At 49.7% G+C, this 14,626-nt stretch carries 16 protein-coding genes; all 16 read right to left on the bottom strand.

Annotated elements, in window-relative coordinates:
* Positions 1-2 precede the first annotated feature (2 nt).
* Complete coding sequence (locus MJX74_RS11115) at positions 3-635, bottom strand: YfgM family protein (RefSeq protein WP_068228368.1); 633 nt, start codon at positions 633-635, stop codon at positions 3-5.
* Between the two features lie 30 nt (positions 636-665).
* A complete protein-coding gene (gene hisS / locus MJX74_RS11110) occupies positions 666-1,940 on the bottom strand; it encodes a histidine--tRNA ligase (protein ID WP_240222911.1) in 1,275 nt (424 codons plus the stop codon).
* A gap of 82 nt (positions 1,941-2,022) precedes the next feature.
* Positions 2,023-3,126 carry a flavodoxin-dependent (E)-4-hydroxy-3-methylbut-2-enyl-diphosphate synthase gene (gene ispG, locus MJX74_RS11105; RefSeq protein WP_068228357.1) on the bottom strand — a complete coding sequence of 368 codons (1,104 nt, stop codon included), beginning with the start codon at positions 3,124-3,126 and terminating at the stop codon, positions 2,023-2,025.
* Positions 3,127-3,128: 2 nt separating this feature from the next.
* The gene (locus MJX74_RS11100) at positions 3,129-4,025 is read right to left on the bottom strand and encodes a RodZ domain-containing protein (RefSeq protein ID WP_240222910.1); all 897 of its coding nucleotides are present in this window, start codon (positions 4,023-4,025) and stop codon (positions 3,129-3,131) included.
* Complete coding sequence (gene pilW / locus MJX74_RS11095) at positions 4,022-5,743, bottom strand: type IV pilus biogenesis/stability protein PilW (protein WP_240222909.1); 1,722 nt, start codon at positions 5,741-5,743, stop codon at positions 4,022-4,024. The genes MJX74_RS11100 and pilW overlap by 4 nt, the downstream gene beginning before the upstream one ends.
* A gap of 15 nt (positions 5,744-5,758) precedes the next feature.
* Positions 5,759-6,886 carry a dual-specificity RNA methyltransferase RlmN gene (rlmN, locus tag MJX74_RS11090; RefSeq protein ID WP_240222908.1) on the bottom strand — a complete coding sequence of 376 codons (1,128 nt, stop codon included), beginning with the start codon at positions 6,884-6,886 and terminating at the stop codon, positions 5,759-5,761.
* A 106-nt stretch (positions 6,887-6,992) separates the two neighbouring features.
* The gene (gene ndk / locus MJX74_RS11085; RefSeq protein WP_240222907.1) at positions 6,993-7,424 is read right to left on the bottom strand and encodes a nucleoside-diphosphate kinase; all 432 of its coding nucleotides are present in this window, start codon (positions 7,422-7,424) and stop codon (positions 6,993-6,995) included.
* Between the two features lie 160 nt (positions 7,425-7,584).
* Complete coding sequence (locus MJX74_RS11080; protein ID WP_240222906.1) at positions 7,585-7,998, bottom strand: phosphate ABC transporter substrate-binding protein; 414 nt, start codon at positions 7,996-7,998, stop codon at positions 7,585-7,587.
* 9 nt (positions 7,999-8,007) lie between these two features.
* Entirely contained in the window at positions 8,008-9,162 is a 1,155-nt protein-coding gene (locus MJX74_RS11075; protein ID WP_240222905.1) for a porin, read from the bottom strand.
* A gap of 146 nt (positions 9,163-9,308) precedes the next feature.
* Positions 9,309-9,647, bottom strand: a complete 339-nt coding sequence (gene fdx, locus MJX74_RS11070; protein WP_240222904.1) for an ISC system 2Fe-2S type ferredoxin — start codon at positions 9,645-9,647, stop codon at positions 9,309-9,311.
* A gap of 3 nt (positions 9,648-9,650) precedes the next feature.
* The gene (gene hscA, locus MJX74_RS11065) at positions 9,651-11,504 is read right to left on the bottom strand and encodes a Fe-S protein assembly chaperone HscA (protein WP_240222903.1); all 1,854 of its coding nucleotides are present in this window, start codon (positions 11,502-11,504) and stop codon (positions 9,651-9,653) included.
* A gap of 8 nt (positions 11,505-11,512) precedes the next feature.
* Positions 11,513-12,037, bottom strand: coding sequence for a co-chaperone HscB (gene hscB / locus MJX74_RS11060; protein WP_068228337.1), 525 nt, complete (start codon positions 12,035-12,037; stop codon positions 11,513-11,515).
* Between the two features lie 41 nt (positions 12,038-12,078).
* Positions 12,079-12,402 (bottom strand): iron-sulfur cluster assembly protein IscA, encoded by a 324-nt coding sequence (gene iscA / locus MJX74_RS11055; RefSeq protein WP_240222902.1) that lies wholly within the window; start codon positions 12,400-12,402, stop codon positions 12,079-12,081.
* A gap of 5 nt (positions 12,403-12,407) precedes the next feature.
* Positions 12,408-12,791: a Fe-S cluster assembly scaffold IscU gene (gene iscU / locus MJX74_RS11050; RefSeq protein ID WP_068228332.1), complete on the bottom strand. Its 384-nt coding sequence runs from the start codon at positions 12,789-12,791 to the stop codon at positions 12,408-12,410.
* 30 nt (positions 12,792-12,821) lie between these two features.
* Positions 12,822-14,036 carry an IscS subfamily cysteine desulfurase gene (locus MJX74_RS11045; protein ID WP_240222901.1) on the bottom strand — a complete coding sequence of 405 codons (1,215 nt, stop codon included), beginning with the start codon at positions 14,034-14,036 and terminating at the stop codon, positions 12,822-12,824.
* 17 nt (positions 14,037-14,053) lie between these two features.
* Complete coding sequence (iscR, locus tag MJX74_RS11040) at positions 14,054-14,536, bottom strand: Fe-S cluster assembly transcriptional regulator IscR (RefSeq protein ID WP_240222900.1); 483 nt, start codon at positions 14,534-14,536, stop codon at positions 14,054-14,056.
* Positions 14,537-14,626: the final 90 nt, after the last annotated feature.

Genomic DNA, 14,626 nt, shown 5'->3' with positions numbered 1-14,626 from the left:
CTTTACACTGCAGTGACGTGCGCCAGCTCGTCCAGCTTGATCTGAAGCAACTGCTGATTTTGTCCTGCAGTTGCCAGCGCTTGTTGATAGGCTGCTTTTGCTTCTGGCAGTTTTTCTGCCAGTACTAAAATGTCACCTTTGAGTTCAGCTTGCAAAGAAGCAAAGCTTTCTGGCATGGCTTTTTCCAGTGTTGCCAGCGCAGCATCATAGCTGCCCTGCTCCTGTTGTAATTTCGCCAGACGCAGTTGAGTTACCGCCAGCAGGGCCGGCTCTTTGGCGTTAGCCAGTACCCAGTTCAGTTGCTCTGTTGCCAGCTCGTAGTTTTTAGCTGTTACGGCTTCTTTTGCTGTTATCAGTGCAGCCAGCACAGCGTAGTTATCACCTTTAGAGGCGCTAACAAAGCTTTGCGCCTGGGTTAGCCATTCTTCACTGCTGCCAGCTTCACGTTGTTGCAGTAACTGGTTATATTCTGTTGACGCCTGCTCAGCAGTGTTGCGCTGCTCTGCCTGGTAGTAACGAAAACCATATAACGCCGCCAGGCCCAGTACCACACCGGCGAGGATCGCTTTGCCGTACTCGTGCCAAAAACGTTTAATTGCTTCTACCTGTTGTTCTTCACTGCTGTAAATTTCCACTGCATTGCTCCGTTTTACGTCTAAGGCCCGTTATGCTGCAAAGGCCAGCGTATTCGCCAGTTCTGTTAATAAAATTGTTTGTTGCGGTTTGTCTTCACGTAACCATTTTACCGTGATTTCACCGCGTGCCAGTTCATCTTCGCCGATGATTAATCCAATTGCCGCACCGGATTTATCAGCCCGCTTAATTTGTTTCTTCAGGTTGCCGCCGCCACAATGCACCATAATGCGTTTATCCGGCAAGCTGGCACGCAGCCTTTCGGCAACAGAAAGTACCGCAAGTTCAGCCTGTTCGCCAAGTGCCATCAGGTAAATATCGGCAACGGCGGGCAGCACCGGTAACAACTGCAGCGTTTGCAGTAATAACACCAGCCGCTCCAGTCCCAGCGCAAAGCCTACCGCTGGCGTGGCTTTGCCTCCCAACTGCTCAACTAAACCATCGTAACGGCCACCGGCACAAACCGTACCTTGTGCACCGAGCTCTGTGGTTACCCACTCAAACACGGTTTTGTTGTAGTAATCCAGCCCGCGCACTAAACGTGGGTTTACGCTAAATTCAATACCAGCCTGTGTCAGCAATTGCTTTAAACGGGCAAAATGTTCTGCTGAATCCTGGTCCAGATAATCTGCCAGCTTAGGCGCAGCCGCTAATATTTCAGCCAGTGCCGGATTTTTGCTATCCAGCACCCGCAAGGGGTTGCTGTACATACGGCGCAGGCTGTCTTCATCCAGCGCCGCTTTATGTTGTTCTAAATAGGCCACTAAAGCATCGCGGTAAGCGGCGCGGGCTTCACTTGAGCCCAGCGAATTCATCTCCAGCTTTACATAAGGTGTTAAGCCCAATTGCTGCCACAGCCGTGCGCTTAGCATAATCACTTCAGCATCAATATCAGCCGAGGCAATGCCGAAGGCTTCCAGGCCAAACTGATGAAATTGCCGATAGCGGCCTTTTTGCGGCCGTTCATGGCGAAACATCGGCCCGGTGTACCACAGCCGTTGTTCCTGATTGTACAGCAAACCATGCTCATTACCGGCGCGTACGCAACAGGCTGTACCTTCCGGGCGCAGGGTTAAGCTGTCACCATTGCGATCGGCAAAGGTGTACATCTCTTTTTCCACTATGTCGGTTACTTCGCCAATTGAGCGTTTAAACAGCTCGGTCATCTCAACAATAGGAAAACGAATTTCGCTGTAACCATAGCTGGCCACTGTCTGGCGCAGTGTCTGTTCAACATATTGCCAGGCTACAGTATCCTGCGGCAGGCAATCGTTCATACCGCGAATGGCCTGAATTTGCTTCGACAAAATTAAACTTCCATCGGTTTGAGTTAAAAAACAGCCGCGATTATAGGCGTAACAGGGCTAAACACCAAGCCTGTTGCCCGGCTTAATCCAGCTGACGCACCGCAATTTTTTGCTGCAGGTATTCACGTACCTGCTGTTCAAGCTGATCAGCCACCTGTTCATTGTCCAGCCGCAGCTTTTGCCGCTGACCGTTAATGTAAAAACCACTTTTTTTACTGGCGCCAGCCACACCTAAATCAGACACCAGAGCTTCGCCTGGGCCATTCACCACGCAACCTATCACCGACACCGTTAAAGGTTCGGTAATGTCTTCCAGCCGCTCTTCTAGCTGGTTCATGGTTTTAATGACATCAAATTCCTGCCGCGAGCAGCTGGGGCAGGCAATAAAATTAATGCCCCGTGAGCGAATGCGCAGCGATTTTAAAATATCAAAGGCAACTTTTACCTCTTCTACCGGATCGGCCGCCAGCGATATCCGCAGCGTGTCGCCAATACCTTCGGCCAGTAACATACCCAGGCCAATTGCCGATTTTACTGCACCGGCGCGGGCGCCACCTGCTTCGGTAATACCCAAATGTAGCGGCTGCTTAATTTGCTGCGCCAATATACGGTAGGCCCCTACCGCCAAAAATACGTCTGACGCTTTAACGCTGACTTTAAACTGATCAAAATTCAGCCGGTCGAGAATATCGACATGCCGCATTGCTGATTCCACTAAAGCCTGAGGCGTGGGTTCACCGTATTTTTCCTGAATGTCGGCTTCAAGCGAGCCACCATTTACGCCAATACGGATCGGGATATTGTAGTCCCGTGCGCAATCTACTACGGCACGAATGCGATCTTCCCGGCCAATATTACCCGGGTTAATGCGCAGGCAATCTACGCCATATTCAGCGACTTTTAGGGCAATGCGGTAATCAAAATGAATATCTGCCACCAGCGGTATTGGCGACTGCTGTTTAATCAGCTTAAAGGCTTCTGCTGCCTCCATGGTCGGCACCGATACCCGCACTAAGTCGGCACCGGCTTTGGCAATAGCCTGAATTTGCGCAACGGTAGCAGCAACATCGGTGGTACGGGTGTTAGTCATAGACTGCACTGCTATTGGCGCATCACCGCCAATTAATACGTTACCCACCCGGATTTGCGTACTTTGACGGCGTTTAATTGGATTTTCTGCAAACATGCTTATTCTGACTCAGGAATAGTAAATTTGGCCACTCTGCCACCAGGAAAGGCTGACATATCAAAGGCTTGCTGATTAAAGTTAATTGTTACTACGCTGGGGTTGCCCAAGGTAATAACAAAAGGTGCCTTGCCGGTAAGCTGCATAATATAACCTGCCTGCTTTGTACCATAAGCCACGCGGTTACCGTCAGCGTCAACGACATCGATCCAGCAATTTTCGCTAAAGCGCATTTCCAGCGTATCCAGCTGTGGCACTTCTGCTACCGGTGCCAGCTCTGCTGATTGTGGCACCAGTTGCTGCAACATTTCATTTAGCTGCTGCTCAGTAATAGCATTGTCTGCGGTACTGCCCATGCTAACGGCTTGTTCATCAGTGGCCGGTGCGGCGGGTAATTCAGTTTGGGGTTCAGCTGTCACGGGTGCTTGCTGTGACGGCACCTCAGAGGCCTGCTGGGTTGTGGTTGCGGCACTATCTACGGTATTTTCACGCGCGCTTTGCCACCACCAAACAAATAACAGCACCAGCAATAACGCGATAATGGCGTAGGTTAGCCACATAAAACGGTTTTCTGTTGCCTGATGAGCAGTGCGGTTAGAAAAGGTGCGCATTGGTTTGGTTGTAGATGCAACAGAGCCGGTCTGGCGGCTAAGCGCAGCCATCAGTTCAGTTTCTGGCAGTTTCAGCAGGCGACCATAAGCGCGGACATAACCACGGGCAAAAGTCTCCAGGGTACGGCCGTCTGGCTGATCTTGCTCCAACCGCTCTACCTGCTCAGCTTTCAGGTTTAGCTGTAACGCTACCTGCTGTACAGTTAGCTTGCGCTGCTCACGTGCCTGGCGCAGTAATTGGCCTACGCTGAGTTCTGCTACGGCTTCATTTTCGGGTTCTTTATTCATTGTTCAATACTGTCCGGGTCGACAATATACACCTGCTGTCCAACCTTAAGCCTGCTTTGCTCGGTCAGATTATTCCAGCTTAGAAACCGGTCCAGCCGGATATTATAGCGATAAGAAATAGCAAACATGGTTTCACCGGTTGCGACCTGATGATAAGGCGAACTGATATCCTGCTGTGCTATAGCTGGTCTGCTGGCGGGTTGTGCCGCCAGCAGTTGCTCATTGCTGACCTCGGCCAGCCATATTTTTTGCCCGGCTTTAATTACCGAAGCGGGTGTAAGCTGATTCCACTGCATCAGGCGCTGCAGCAGGATATTGTGCTGCACAGAGATGGCATATAACGACTCAGCTTCTTTTACAATATGAAACGGCGCACTGCTGCTTTGTGATATCTCTTGCGAAGCCGTTGCGGCAGTAGTAGCTGGTGCAGTTTCCGCCTGAGCTGTCAGCTCTGGCTGAGTCTCTTGCACTACTGTAGTTGCCTGCTCTGGCTGAGCAGCCTGACTTGGCTCAGCAACAGCTGAGGTTGCCGTGGCAGCAGGTTCTGCCGCTGTTTCAGTAGCAACGGCTTGCGCCGGCGCCGGCACTGTTTCCTGCGGTAAGCTGACTGGCAACGGTGCTGCTGTTGTTAGCGCAGCGCTATTTTGCGTCAAACTACCGGCAATAGCGCTGGTACTGTTATTCATTGTCTGGGCTGGTGCAGGTGCCGGCACTGCGGCAGAGGGCACTGGCGTGGCTTTTTTAACTGGTTTTTGCGCAGCCACAGCAACACTCTGAGTATCAGCTTCAGCCGTTTTGCGTTTGACTATTCTCAGCTTCGGGTTATCTACCGGCTGTGCCGGGACTTGTTGCCTGGCATTATCATCGGGCAACACAATATTGGCCATCAGGCTGTCTTTGTAGCGCTCACGCAGTTGCTCAAATTCGCTGTCAATCAAGCGGCCTTGCAACAATAACCGCGTTTCCGGCGTGTCAGTGTAAAGCGTTAGCAATAACTGCTCCGCGCTTTGCATGGTGTCTCGATCACCGTTTTTCTCAGCGATCAGGTAACTAAGCAATACTGTGCGGGCAGAAACCCGTCCAAGGCGCGAGATACGGTCAAGCTGGTTCTTGGCAGCACGGTTATCTCCCATAGCGTAGGACAGCCCGGCCTGCATCGTCAGCGAGGTAATACGGGTTGTATTGTGACTTACCGAGCTTTCCAGGTAGCTTTTGGCTTTGCTGAAGTTATTTTGCTGCAACTGACACAACGCCAGGTTTTCATAGCTCTCCGCAACCCGGATGTAGCCGGGGCGGCTAATGGCCTTTAACAATAATTGCTCGGCTTCATCATAGCGATGCAACTGGCACAAAAAAGCACCGTAGTTGTTGTAGGCATCAGCGTAGTTAGCGTCTTTCTGAATGGCAAGGCGAAAATACTCTTCCGCTTGTTTTTCTTCACCAACGCTCTGATAGTAATACGCCAGAGCACTGTGCACTTCAGCGGAATTAGGCGCAAAGCTACGGGCGCGCTCCAGATTATATTTAGCTTGCGAGGTGTCGCCACGGCGCAGGTAGTTAAGGCCAAGTGAAATGCGGGTACGGGCGGCTTCTATATTATCAAAGGAGCGATCTGACACTGGCTTATCGCTACCGACATAGCTTTGCTCTGACACACATCCGGTCAGAGCTAATACACTACTCAGTGCGACACCAATGAAAAACTTCTGCTTTAACACGCGCCCTTCCTTGTTTTATGGCAGCATTTTTACTGCTATAGGTTGGCCTTTTTGCTGCTTTTTGATCAATCGTTTTGTTCTGTCGATAACATCGCCAACCAGTTGGCCACAAGCGGCATCAATATCGTCGCCGCGGGTCTTACGTACAATAACAGTAAAGCCGTATTCTTGTAAGACTTTGTTAAATCTGTCAATCCGTGAGTTACTCGAACGTTTGTACGGCGACCCCGGATAAGGGTTAAACGGGATCAGGTTAATTTTCGACGGTGTATCTTTCAGTGCATGCGCCAATTCATGCGCCTGCTCCATACTGTCGTTCACGCCATCCAGCATCACATACTCTACTGTGACCTTATCATTGGCCTTAGAGTTCGCTACATAACGTCTTGAAGCAGCTAAAAATTCTTCCATCGGGTATTTACGGTTTACCGGTACCAGCTCATTACGCAGTTCATTGTTTGGGGCGTGTAACGAAATGGCCAGCGCTACGTCAATTTTATCACGCAGTAAGTCCAGCGCCGGCACTACGCCTGAGGTACTTAAGGTTACGCGGCGCTTGGATAAGCCAAAACCGAAGTCTTCCAGCATCAGCTCCATTGCCGGCACCACGTTGTTCAGGTTAAGCAGCGGCTCACCCATGCCCATCATTACTACGTTAGTGACCGGTTTGTCGCCGGTATCGCCGTAACTGCCGATGATTTGCGCCACCCGCCATACCTGGCCGATAATTTCTGCCACGCTGAGATTACGGTTAAAGCCTTGCTGTGCCGTTGAGCAAAACGAACAATCCAGCGCACAACCCACCTGAGATGACACACACAAAGTGCGGCGATCTTTCTCCGGGATCCATACGGTTTCTACTTCCTGGCCACCGCTTAAGCCCATAACAAACTTAATGGTACCATCTGTGCTGTCTTGTCGCGTCACCACTACCGGCGCTTCAATAACACAACGTGCTTTGAGTTTTTCCCGCAATACTTTATTGATATTGCTCATCTTATCGAAATCATCGATACAGAAGTGGTAAATCCATTTCATTACCTGATCGGCACGGAACGGCTTTTCGCCCATATCAACGAAAAACTGCTGCATTTGCGCGCGGGTTAAATCAAGTAAATTAATTTTGTTATGCTGCTCAGTCATTTGCAGAGCGCTCCTTACCACAATAAACAATAGCCATAAAACACTGTACCAACATGCACTAAGGGGGCTGCTGCCCCCTTAGTCCGTTACCGCAGGCGATTAACGCTTAACGGGTACGGGCACACAACTCGGCTTCAGTGAAGAAGTAAGCAATTTCACGCGCGGCAGAAGCTGCAGCGTCAGAACCGTGTACGGCGTTTTCATCGATGCTGGCGGCGTAATCTGCACGTAAAGTACCGGCAGTCGCATCTTTAGGGTTAGTTGCACCCATGATTTCGCGGTTTTTACGCACGGCGTCTTCGCCTTCCAGCACTTGCACCATTACCGGGCCAGACGTCATAAAAGACACTAAAGCACCAAAGAATGGACGCTCGCTGTGCTCGGCGTAGAAACCTTCAGCCTGTTCACGGCTTAAGTGTAGCATTTTAGCAGCAACGATACGTAAACCGGCAGACTCAAAACGGTTGTAAATAGCACCGATTACGTTCTTGGCAACAGCATCCGGCTTGATAATTGAAAAAGTGCGTTCTAACGCCATAACAGGCTCCTGATTAAGTGGGTAATTAAACTGAATGATTCAAATTTAAGGCGGCAAATTATACGCTAGTTGCAAAAAAAAACCTATTTTTGCTGACAAAAAAGCCGCGAACTTAGGTATTGAACCATCAGTATCGCGGCTGATTATGACAATCAGGTGTTTAGAAGCTGGCAACCACTTTCACGCTGCTATCAACACTGCCACTACTGATATAGCCAATAGCACTGCTGTCGGCAGCAACAGCGGCTTTAACCGCGGCATCATCAGCCAGTTCTTTCGGTGGTGTGCCCTTACCGGTAAATACCAACTTCGACCAATAGGCTTTTAGCTGGGCAGCCGAGCGATTCAACACTTTGCTGTCAAATTCATCACGTGCTGCCGTACCTTCCGCCATATTCAACGGTGTGGCTTTACTGCCATTAGCGAAGCTGCTGGCCCGGCCTAAAAACAGCCGGTTTAAATCATCTGCTGACACCGCATTGGCATTAGCCGGGTTAACCACTACAGCAATATCTGCAACGGCGGCGCCGGATAACAGGGCTGCCAGCAACAAGACTGTTTTAATTGTGCGCATAAGGCCCCCTTAAAATACCAAATCTACGCCAAACGCCAGTACATCCTGACGCAGATCAGCGATTTCATTATCTTCAGAGCTGTACTGCAGTTTAAACGCCGCTGAAGGATGGAAGTCGTAACGTAAACCCAGATTGTAAGTGGTTGCCTTACGGGCCTGGCTTTGCACTATGCCCGCTACCGGTAGTAACAACTGCGGTGGCAATGTTGCCAGATAAGGGGTGTAAATTTCCGTTTTGGCCTCATTATCTTCTTTTTCATAAGAAACATATGGCGTTATGCTATCAAAACGATGACCAACCGATAGGTAGAAGTTTTTCTGGTCGGCGATAAAGCTGTTGTCTACCGTTACCGTGGTGTATTCCGCTACTAACAGCCAGTCATTTTTGTCGGCAGTAAAACCCAGACCAAAAAAGGCACCGTCTTCTTCGTCAATATCAATCTCGTTTACCAGAGCACCAAAACCGGCACCGGACAAACCTGTAAAAAAATCTCCAAAAGTAACACCGGGCTGTAACTGAGCACTTTGGGCATCAATGGTTACTTTACCGGTTAAATAGGCAGCACGCAGGCTATACCAGTCGCGCCCTAACTCCCAAGCCACGCCCAAGACGTTTTTTATTTCAGCATCTACACTGTTGCCGCTTACTGTGGCATCACCATCATAGGCACCGGCAATTAACTGCAGGTTAGAATCAAAACTGCCTAGCTGCGTGGTGTGGTAAAAAGATATACCTTCAATATTGTCAAAGCCTAAACCATAAACGCTTTGCGGCACCCGTAACCAGTCATAGGCGTAACCCACATCACGAAAGTCAGAATATTTATAAAACGGTGTGCGTAAACGGCCAGCATTAATACGTATTTCGTCAGTAAGCTGATAACTGATAAAAGCCCATTCAAACTCAACGTCAAAGTCTTCTGCGCCACGGCCCATTAACTGCGCTGTAACAGACAGCTTTTCGCCTAAATCAGACATTAGCTGCACAGCAAACAAGCTCTCATTTTTAAAGTCCAGGCTGTCATCATAGCCATACAGTGTGTCATCACTGTCCAGCGTTACACCGGCTTTAATTGATGCAAAGCCATTGATGGTCAGATCAGCGTACGCCGGTGCGGCCAGTAAGCTTGATAACGTCGCCGCTATCAGAGATTTTTTTAACATAGTTACTCCGTCTGTTATCGTTGTCTTCCAGATCCTAGCCTAACCTTCATTAATCACCAGCAAAGCACCGGTTTTATTGAGTAACCGCAGATTATTGACATAAAAAAACGGCCCCGCAGGCCGTTTTTTTAACAAAGCAGGGAAATTTAGTGACCTTCGCTTACCATGTTGACGGTGTATTTCGGAATTTCTACCACCAGATCTTCATCAGCAATACGTGCCTGGCAGCCCAGGCGAGACTCGGGCTCCAGGCCCCAGGCTTTATCCAACATATCGTCTTCAAGCTCTTCGCTTTCGTTCAGGGAACGAAAGCCTTCGCGTACGATAACGTGACAGGTAGTACAGGCGCATGACTTTTCACAGGCGTGTTCTATCGAAATGCCACTGCGTAGCGCCACATCCAATACCGTTTCACCAGCTTTGGCTTCTACTGCGGCACCATCGGGGCACAGCTCGGCATGGGGTAAAAATACGATTTGTGGCATTTGTTATACCTCGTCCACGTTATGGCCTGTTAACGCACTGCGGATTGATTGATCCATGCGCCGGGCGGCAAAGTCATCAGTTAATGTGTTGGTGTGCTCAATCGCTGCTTTAATAGCAGCGGTATCGTCACCTTGTTTTACCTCTGCGAGGTTTGTCAGCGCCTGCTTAATCGTTGTCAGCTCTTGCGCGCTTAATAGGGCGGCATCAGTTTTAAGCGCCTGTGACACAGCTTCAAGCACACGCTCTGCTTCTACCTGCTGCTCACGCAATAAGCGCAACTGCATATCCTGCCGCGCATACTGCATTGAGCCTTTTAGCATGGTGGCAACCTGATCATCGCTTAAACCATAAGAGGGCTTAACCTGGATGTTAGCCTGCACACCGGTCGATTTTTCCTGTGCGGTAACACTGAGTAAACCGTCAGCATCTACCTGAAAGGTTACGCGGATATGAGCACCACCGGCTGGCATTGGCGGTATGCCGCGCAATTCAAACCGTGCCAGTGAGCGGCAGTCCTCTACCAGTTCACGCTCGCCCTGCACCACATGTAGCGCCATCGCGGTTTGGCCATCTTTAAAGGTGGTAAATTCCTGCGCCCGCGCTACCGGTATTACGGTGTTACGCGGGATAATTTTTTCGGTTAAACCGCCCATGGTTTCAAGGCCGAGGGATAACGGGATTACATCCAGCAACAGCGTATCGCCATCGGCTTTATTACCTACCAGCACGTTGGCCTGAATAGCCGCACCTATTGCGACCACTTTATCCGGGTCGATCGATGTAAGCGGCTCAGTGGCAAAAAATGTGGCCACTTCAGTGCGCACCAACGGCACGCGGGTAGAACCACCAACCATCACCACTTTAACAATTTCATCGCTGGTTAAACCGGCGTCGCGCAGCACTTGGCGGCAAGCGCGAATGGTTTTTTTAACCAGCGGTGCTACCAGCTGTTCAAATTCTGTTTTGCTTAACGCACCGCTGAATTGGCTGCCTGCCACAGGCAGAGAAAAATTGACCGTATCGCTGTCAGTTAATTGCTCTTTAATACTGCGCGCTGTGGTTAAATACTGCCGCATTGCCTGATGCGATAACTCAGCTTCACCGGTATGTTGTTGCAAATAGCTGACGATAGCATGGTCGAAATCATCACCACCAAGAGCAGAATCACCGCCGGTAGCCAGCACTTCAAATACACCGCGGCGCAGGCGCAGGATAGAGATATCAAAGGTGCCGCCGCCTAAATCATATACGGCAATCACACCTTCCTGGCCGGAATCAAGACCGTAGGCCAGTGCTGCTGCGGTGGGTTCATTTAGCAAGCGCATAACATTTAAACCGGCCAGTTTGGCGGCATCTTTAGTGGCCTGGCGCTGGGCATCATCAAAGTAGGCTGGTACGGTAATTACCACGCCGTTTAATTCACCGCCTAAGGTTTCACTGGCGGTGTTGGCCAGCGTAGCCAGAATTTCGGCCGATACTTCTACCGGGTTTTTTACGCCCTGTACGGTATTAATGGCAACTAAACCTTGTTGATCAATCAGCTGGTACGGCACTTTATCTTTTAATGCCAGGGTTTCGTTATAACCTTTACCCATCAGGCGCTTTACTGACACTATGGTGTTTTCAGCGTCATTTACCGCTGATGCCATGGCGGCATCACCTACCACCACGCTATCAGCCGTATAACGCACCACCGACGGCAGCATATCGCGCCCCTGGCTGTTAATCAGCGTTTTGGCTTCGCCGCTACGTACTGTTGCCACCAATGAATTGGTGGTGCCAAGGTCAATACCGGCCGCCAGCTTGTGCTGATGCGGCGCAGCACTTTGTCCGGGCTCTGCGATTTGTAATAGCATAGTGTTGTTTAGTCTTGTAGTTGCTGTTCTATCAGCTCCAGCTCTTGCTGCAGCTTAAAGAAGAATTTTAGTTTACGGATCAGGTCTGCTGCCTGTTGATCCTGCTCAGCGGTTTCACTGTCTAATGCCGTTGCCAACTGCTGTAACAGCTGTTTTTTCTGCTGCTGCAACTGGCGCTCTATAGTGTCAATAACCGCGTCGGGATCTGCGCTCTGGTCAATTTCAGCCAGTTGCTCGCGCAGTTCCATTTGCTGCATTAAAAACAGCGGATCAGTAAAGCTGCGCTGCTCATGGCTTATTTTTAAACCGCGCAGTGCCAGCAAATGTTCTGCCCGCATTAATGGCTGCTTTAAGCTGTGATAAGCATCGTTAATATTGGCAGTTTGTTGCACGGCCAATAGTTTGTCCCGCTCCGAACCGCTACTGTGCTGATCCGGGTGGAACTGCTTTTGCAGCTTAAGATAGCGCGATCCCAGCTCAGTTAAGTCGAGATCGAACTTCGCCGGCAGATTAAACAGCTGAAAGTAATTCATCCGGCCCTTAGATGGTTAAATTAATTACTTGGATTGAATACTTAAACAGTAAAGCTTTCGCCACAACCACATTCGCCGTTAACGTTCGGGTTGTTAAACTGGAAACCTTCATTCAGGCCTTCTTTAACAAAGTCCAGCTGGGTGCCGTCTATATATACCAGGCTTTTGCCGTCAACAATCAGCTTCAGGTCGTCTTGTTCAAACACCTGATCATCGTCGTTAAGCGTATCGACAAACTCCAGTACATAAGCCAGGCCAGAGCAACCGGTAGTTTTAACACCTACCCGCAAACCCACACCTTTACCACGGTTGTGCAAAAAGCTGCGTACCCGCTCGGCGGCTGCCGTTGTCATCGAAATAGCCATAATATTTAGCCTCCGTGTTTTTGCTTATAATCAGCAATCGCTGCTTTAATGGCATCTTCTGCCAGAATAGAGCAGTGAATTTTTACCGGTGGCAGCGCAAGCTCCTGAGCAATATCAGTATTTTTAATCTGCTGTGCTTCATCCAGGCTTTTGCCTTTTACCCACTCTGTTACCAGAGAGCTGGAAGCAATAGCACTGCCACAGCCGTAGGTTTTAAATTTTGCGTCTTCGATAATGCCAGCAGCATTAACTTTAATTTGCAGCTTCATTACGTCGCCACATGCTGGTGCGCCTACCATACCGGTGGCAACGGTGTCGTCATCTTTATCAAATGAACCAACATTGCGCGGGTTTTCGTAGTGATCGATTACTTTATTACTGTATGCCATGATAGTTACCTCTGTGTGCAGCCAGTACGCTTAGTGCGCAACCCAGGCCACAGTGTTTAAATCGACGCCGTCTTTGTACATGTCCCACAGTGGTGACATTGCACGCAGTTTTTCAATCGCCTGATGCACAATTTTAATCGTGTGATCAATCTGCTCTTCGGTAGTGTAACGGCCGATACTGAAACGGATAGAACTGTGTGCCAGTTCATCGCTCATGCCCAGAGCACGCAGTACATAAGATGGCTCCAGGCTGGCAGAAGTACAGGCAGAGCCCGACGATACGGCGATGTCTTTTAATGCCATAATCAGCGACTCACCTTCAACATAGTTAAAGCTGATATTGGTAATATGTGGTACGCGGTGTTGACGGTTACCGTTTAAAAACACCTGTTCAATATCCTTTACGCCGTTTAATAAGCGGTCACGCAACACGGTAATACGTTGAATTTCGTCGTGCATTTCCAGCTTAGCTAAACGGAAGGCTTCGCCCATGGCGACAATCTGGTGCGTTGGTAAAGTGCCTGAACGCATACCCCGTTCATGGCCGCCACCGTGCATCTGCGCTTCTAAGCGGATCCGCGGTTTACGCCGCACAAACAAAGCACCAATACCTTTAGGGCCATAAGCTTTGTGGCCGGAGAACGACATTAAATCAACTTTCAGTGCTTGTAAGTCAATATCCAGCTTGCCTGCAGCTTGTGCCGCATCAACATGGAAAATAATACCTTTACTGCGACACAGCTCGCCAATGGCAGCAATATCCTGTACCACGCCAATTTCGTTATTAACAAACATCACGCTAATTACTGATGTATCCGGGCGGATAGCCGCTTCCAGCATAGCAACGGTAACCATGCCATCGGTTTGCGGCTCAAGGTAAGTTACCTCATAGCCTTCGCGCTCTAACTGGCGCATGGTGTCCAGCGTGGCTTTATGTTCGGTTTTTACCGTAATCAGGTGCTTACCTTTTTTACGGTAAAAATCGGCAGCGCCTTTAATGGCCAGGTTATTTGATTCGGTTGCGCCTGAGGTGAATACAATTTCGCGTGGATCAGCATTTACCAGCTCTGCAATCTGGCTGCGGGCAATTTCTACCGCTTCTTCTGCCTGCCAGCCAAAACGATGCGAACGCGACGCCGGGTTGCCAAATTCGCCGTCCATTGTTAAAAACTGCATCATTTTCTCTGCTACCCGGGCGTCGACCGGGGTAGTTGCAGCGTAATCCAGATAAATAGGTAGCTTCATTATTTGCTCCGTGTTGCCTACAGCTGGCAGCTGACTTCGATATCAGTTGCCGGATTCTTTACAATACGGCCGTTTTGCCGTTTTGCCAGGTGTTGTACATCTTGCTTATTTACCAACTCGCCCAGCGTAATGCCGGTAAGAAAATCTTCAATGCGGTGACTTAAGTCACTCCACAAAGTATGGGTTAAACAGCGGGTGCCACTGTGGCAGTCAGATTTACCCTGACAGCGGGTAGCGTCTACTGACTCATCCACCGCGCTTATCACGTCTGATACCGAAATACTGCCAGCCTCACGGCCCAACTGATAACCGCCGCCCGGCCCGCGCACACTGCTAACCAAACCCTGTTTACGTAAGCGGGCGAACAATTGCTCAAGATATGACAACGAAATACCCTGACGCTCTGAAATATCAGCCAGTGGCACCGGCCCGGTTGCTGTGTGTAAGGCTACATCCAGCATAGCCGTTACCGCGTAGCGGCCTTTCGATGTTAATCTCATGCTTTGCTCCCTGAAAACAATGGCGCCATTGTACATTCCCGACTGTTTTAGTCAAGTATTAATAACCTACTGCATTAGTCAGGTATTCAG

The sequence above is a fragment of the Rheinheimera hassiensis genome (assembly GCF_022436675.1).
In the GTDB taxonomy this organism is placed as follows: Bacteria; Pseudomonadota; Gammaproteobacteria; order Enterobacterales; family Alteromonadaceae; genus Alishewanella; species Alishewanella hassiensis.
Note: the sequence above shows the minus strand (reverse complement) of the source record. Positions and strands in the feature narration are given on the sequence as shown.

What these genes read in the sequence shown, in the direction of transcription:
- fdx (WP_240222904.1), bottom strand. Translation starts at nt 9,647, where the DNA reads ATGCCACAAATCGTATTTTTACCCCATGCCGAGCTGTGCCCCGATGGT.
- ndk (WP_240222907.1), bottom strand. Translation starts at nt 7,424, where the DNA reads ATGGCGTTAGAACGCACTTTTTCAATTATCAAGCCGGATGCTGTTGCC.
- rlmN (WP_240222908.1), bottom strand. Translation starts at nt 6,886, where the DNA reads ATGACTGAGCAGCATAACAAAATTAATTTACTTGATTTAACCCGCGCG.
- hscB (WP_068228337.1), bottom strand. Translation starts at nt 12,037, where the DNA reads ATGAATTACTTTCAGCTGTTTAATCTGCCGGCGAAGTTCGATCTCGAC.
- iscA (WP_240222902.1), bottom strand. Translation starts at nt 12,402, where the DNA reads ATGGCTATTTCGATGACAACGGCAGCCGCCGAGCGGGTACGCAGCTTT.
- MJX74_RS11075 (WP_240222905.1), bottom strand. Translation starts at nt 9,162, where the DNA reads ATGTTAAAAAAATCTCTGATAGCGGCGACGTTATCAAGCTTACTGGCC.
- MJX74_RS11045 (WP_240222901.1), bottom strand. Translation starts at nt 14,036, where the DNA reads ATGAAGCTACCTATTTATCTGGATTACGCTGCAACTACCCCGGTCGAC.
- iscR (WP_240222900.1), bottom strand. Translation starts at nt 14,536, where the DNA reads ATGAGATTAACATCGAAAGGCCGCTACGCGGTAACGGCTATGCTGGAT.
- MJX74_RS11100 (WP_240222910.1), bottom strand. Translation starts at nt 4,025, where the DNA reads ATGAATAAAGAACCCGAAAATGAAGCCGTAGCAGAACTCAGCGTAGGC.
- ispG (WP_068228357.1), bottom strand. Translation starts at nt 3,126, where the DNA reads ATGTTTGCAGAAAATCCAATTAAACGCCGTCAAAGTACGCAAATCCGG.
- hscA (WP_240222903.1), bottom strand. Translation starts at nt 11,504, where the DNA reads ATGCTATTACAAATCGCAGAGCCCGGACAAAGTGCTGCGCCGCATCAG.
- iscU (WP_068228332.1), bottom strand. Translation starts at nt 12,791, where the DNA reads ATGGCATACAGTAATAAAGTAATCGATCACTACGAAAACCCGCGCAAT.
- MJX74_RS11080 (WP_240222906.1), bottom strand. Translation starts at nt 7,998, where the DNA reads ATGCGCACAATTAAAACAGTCTTGTTGCTGGCAGCCCTGTTATCCGGC.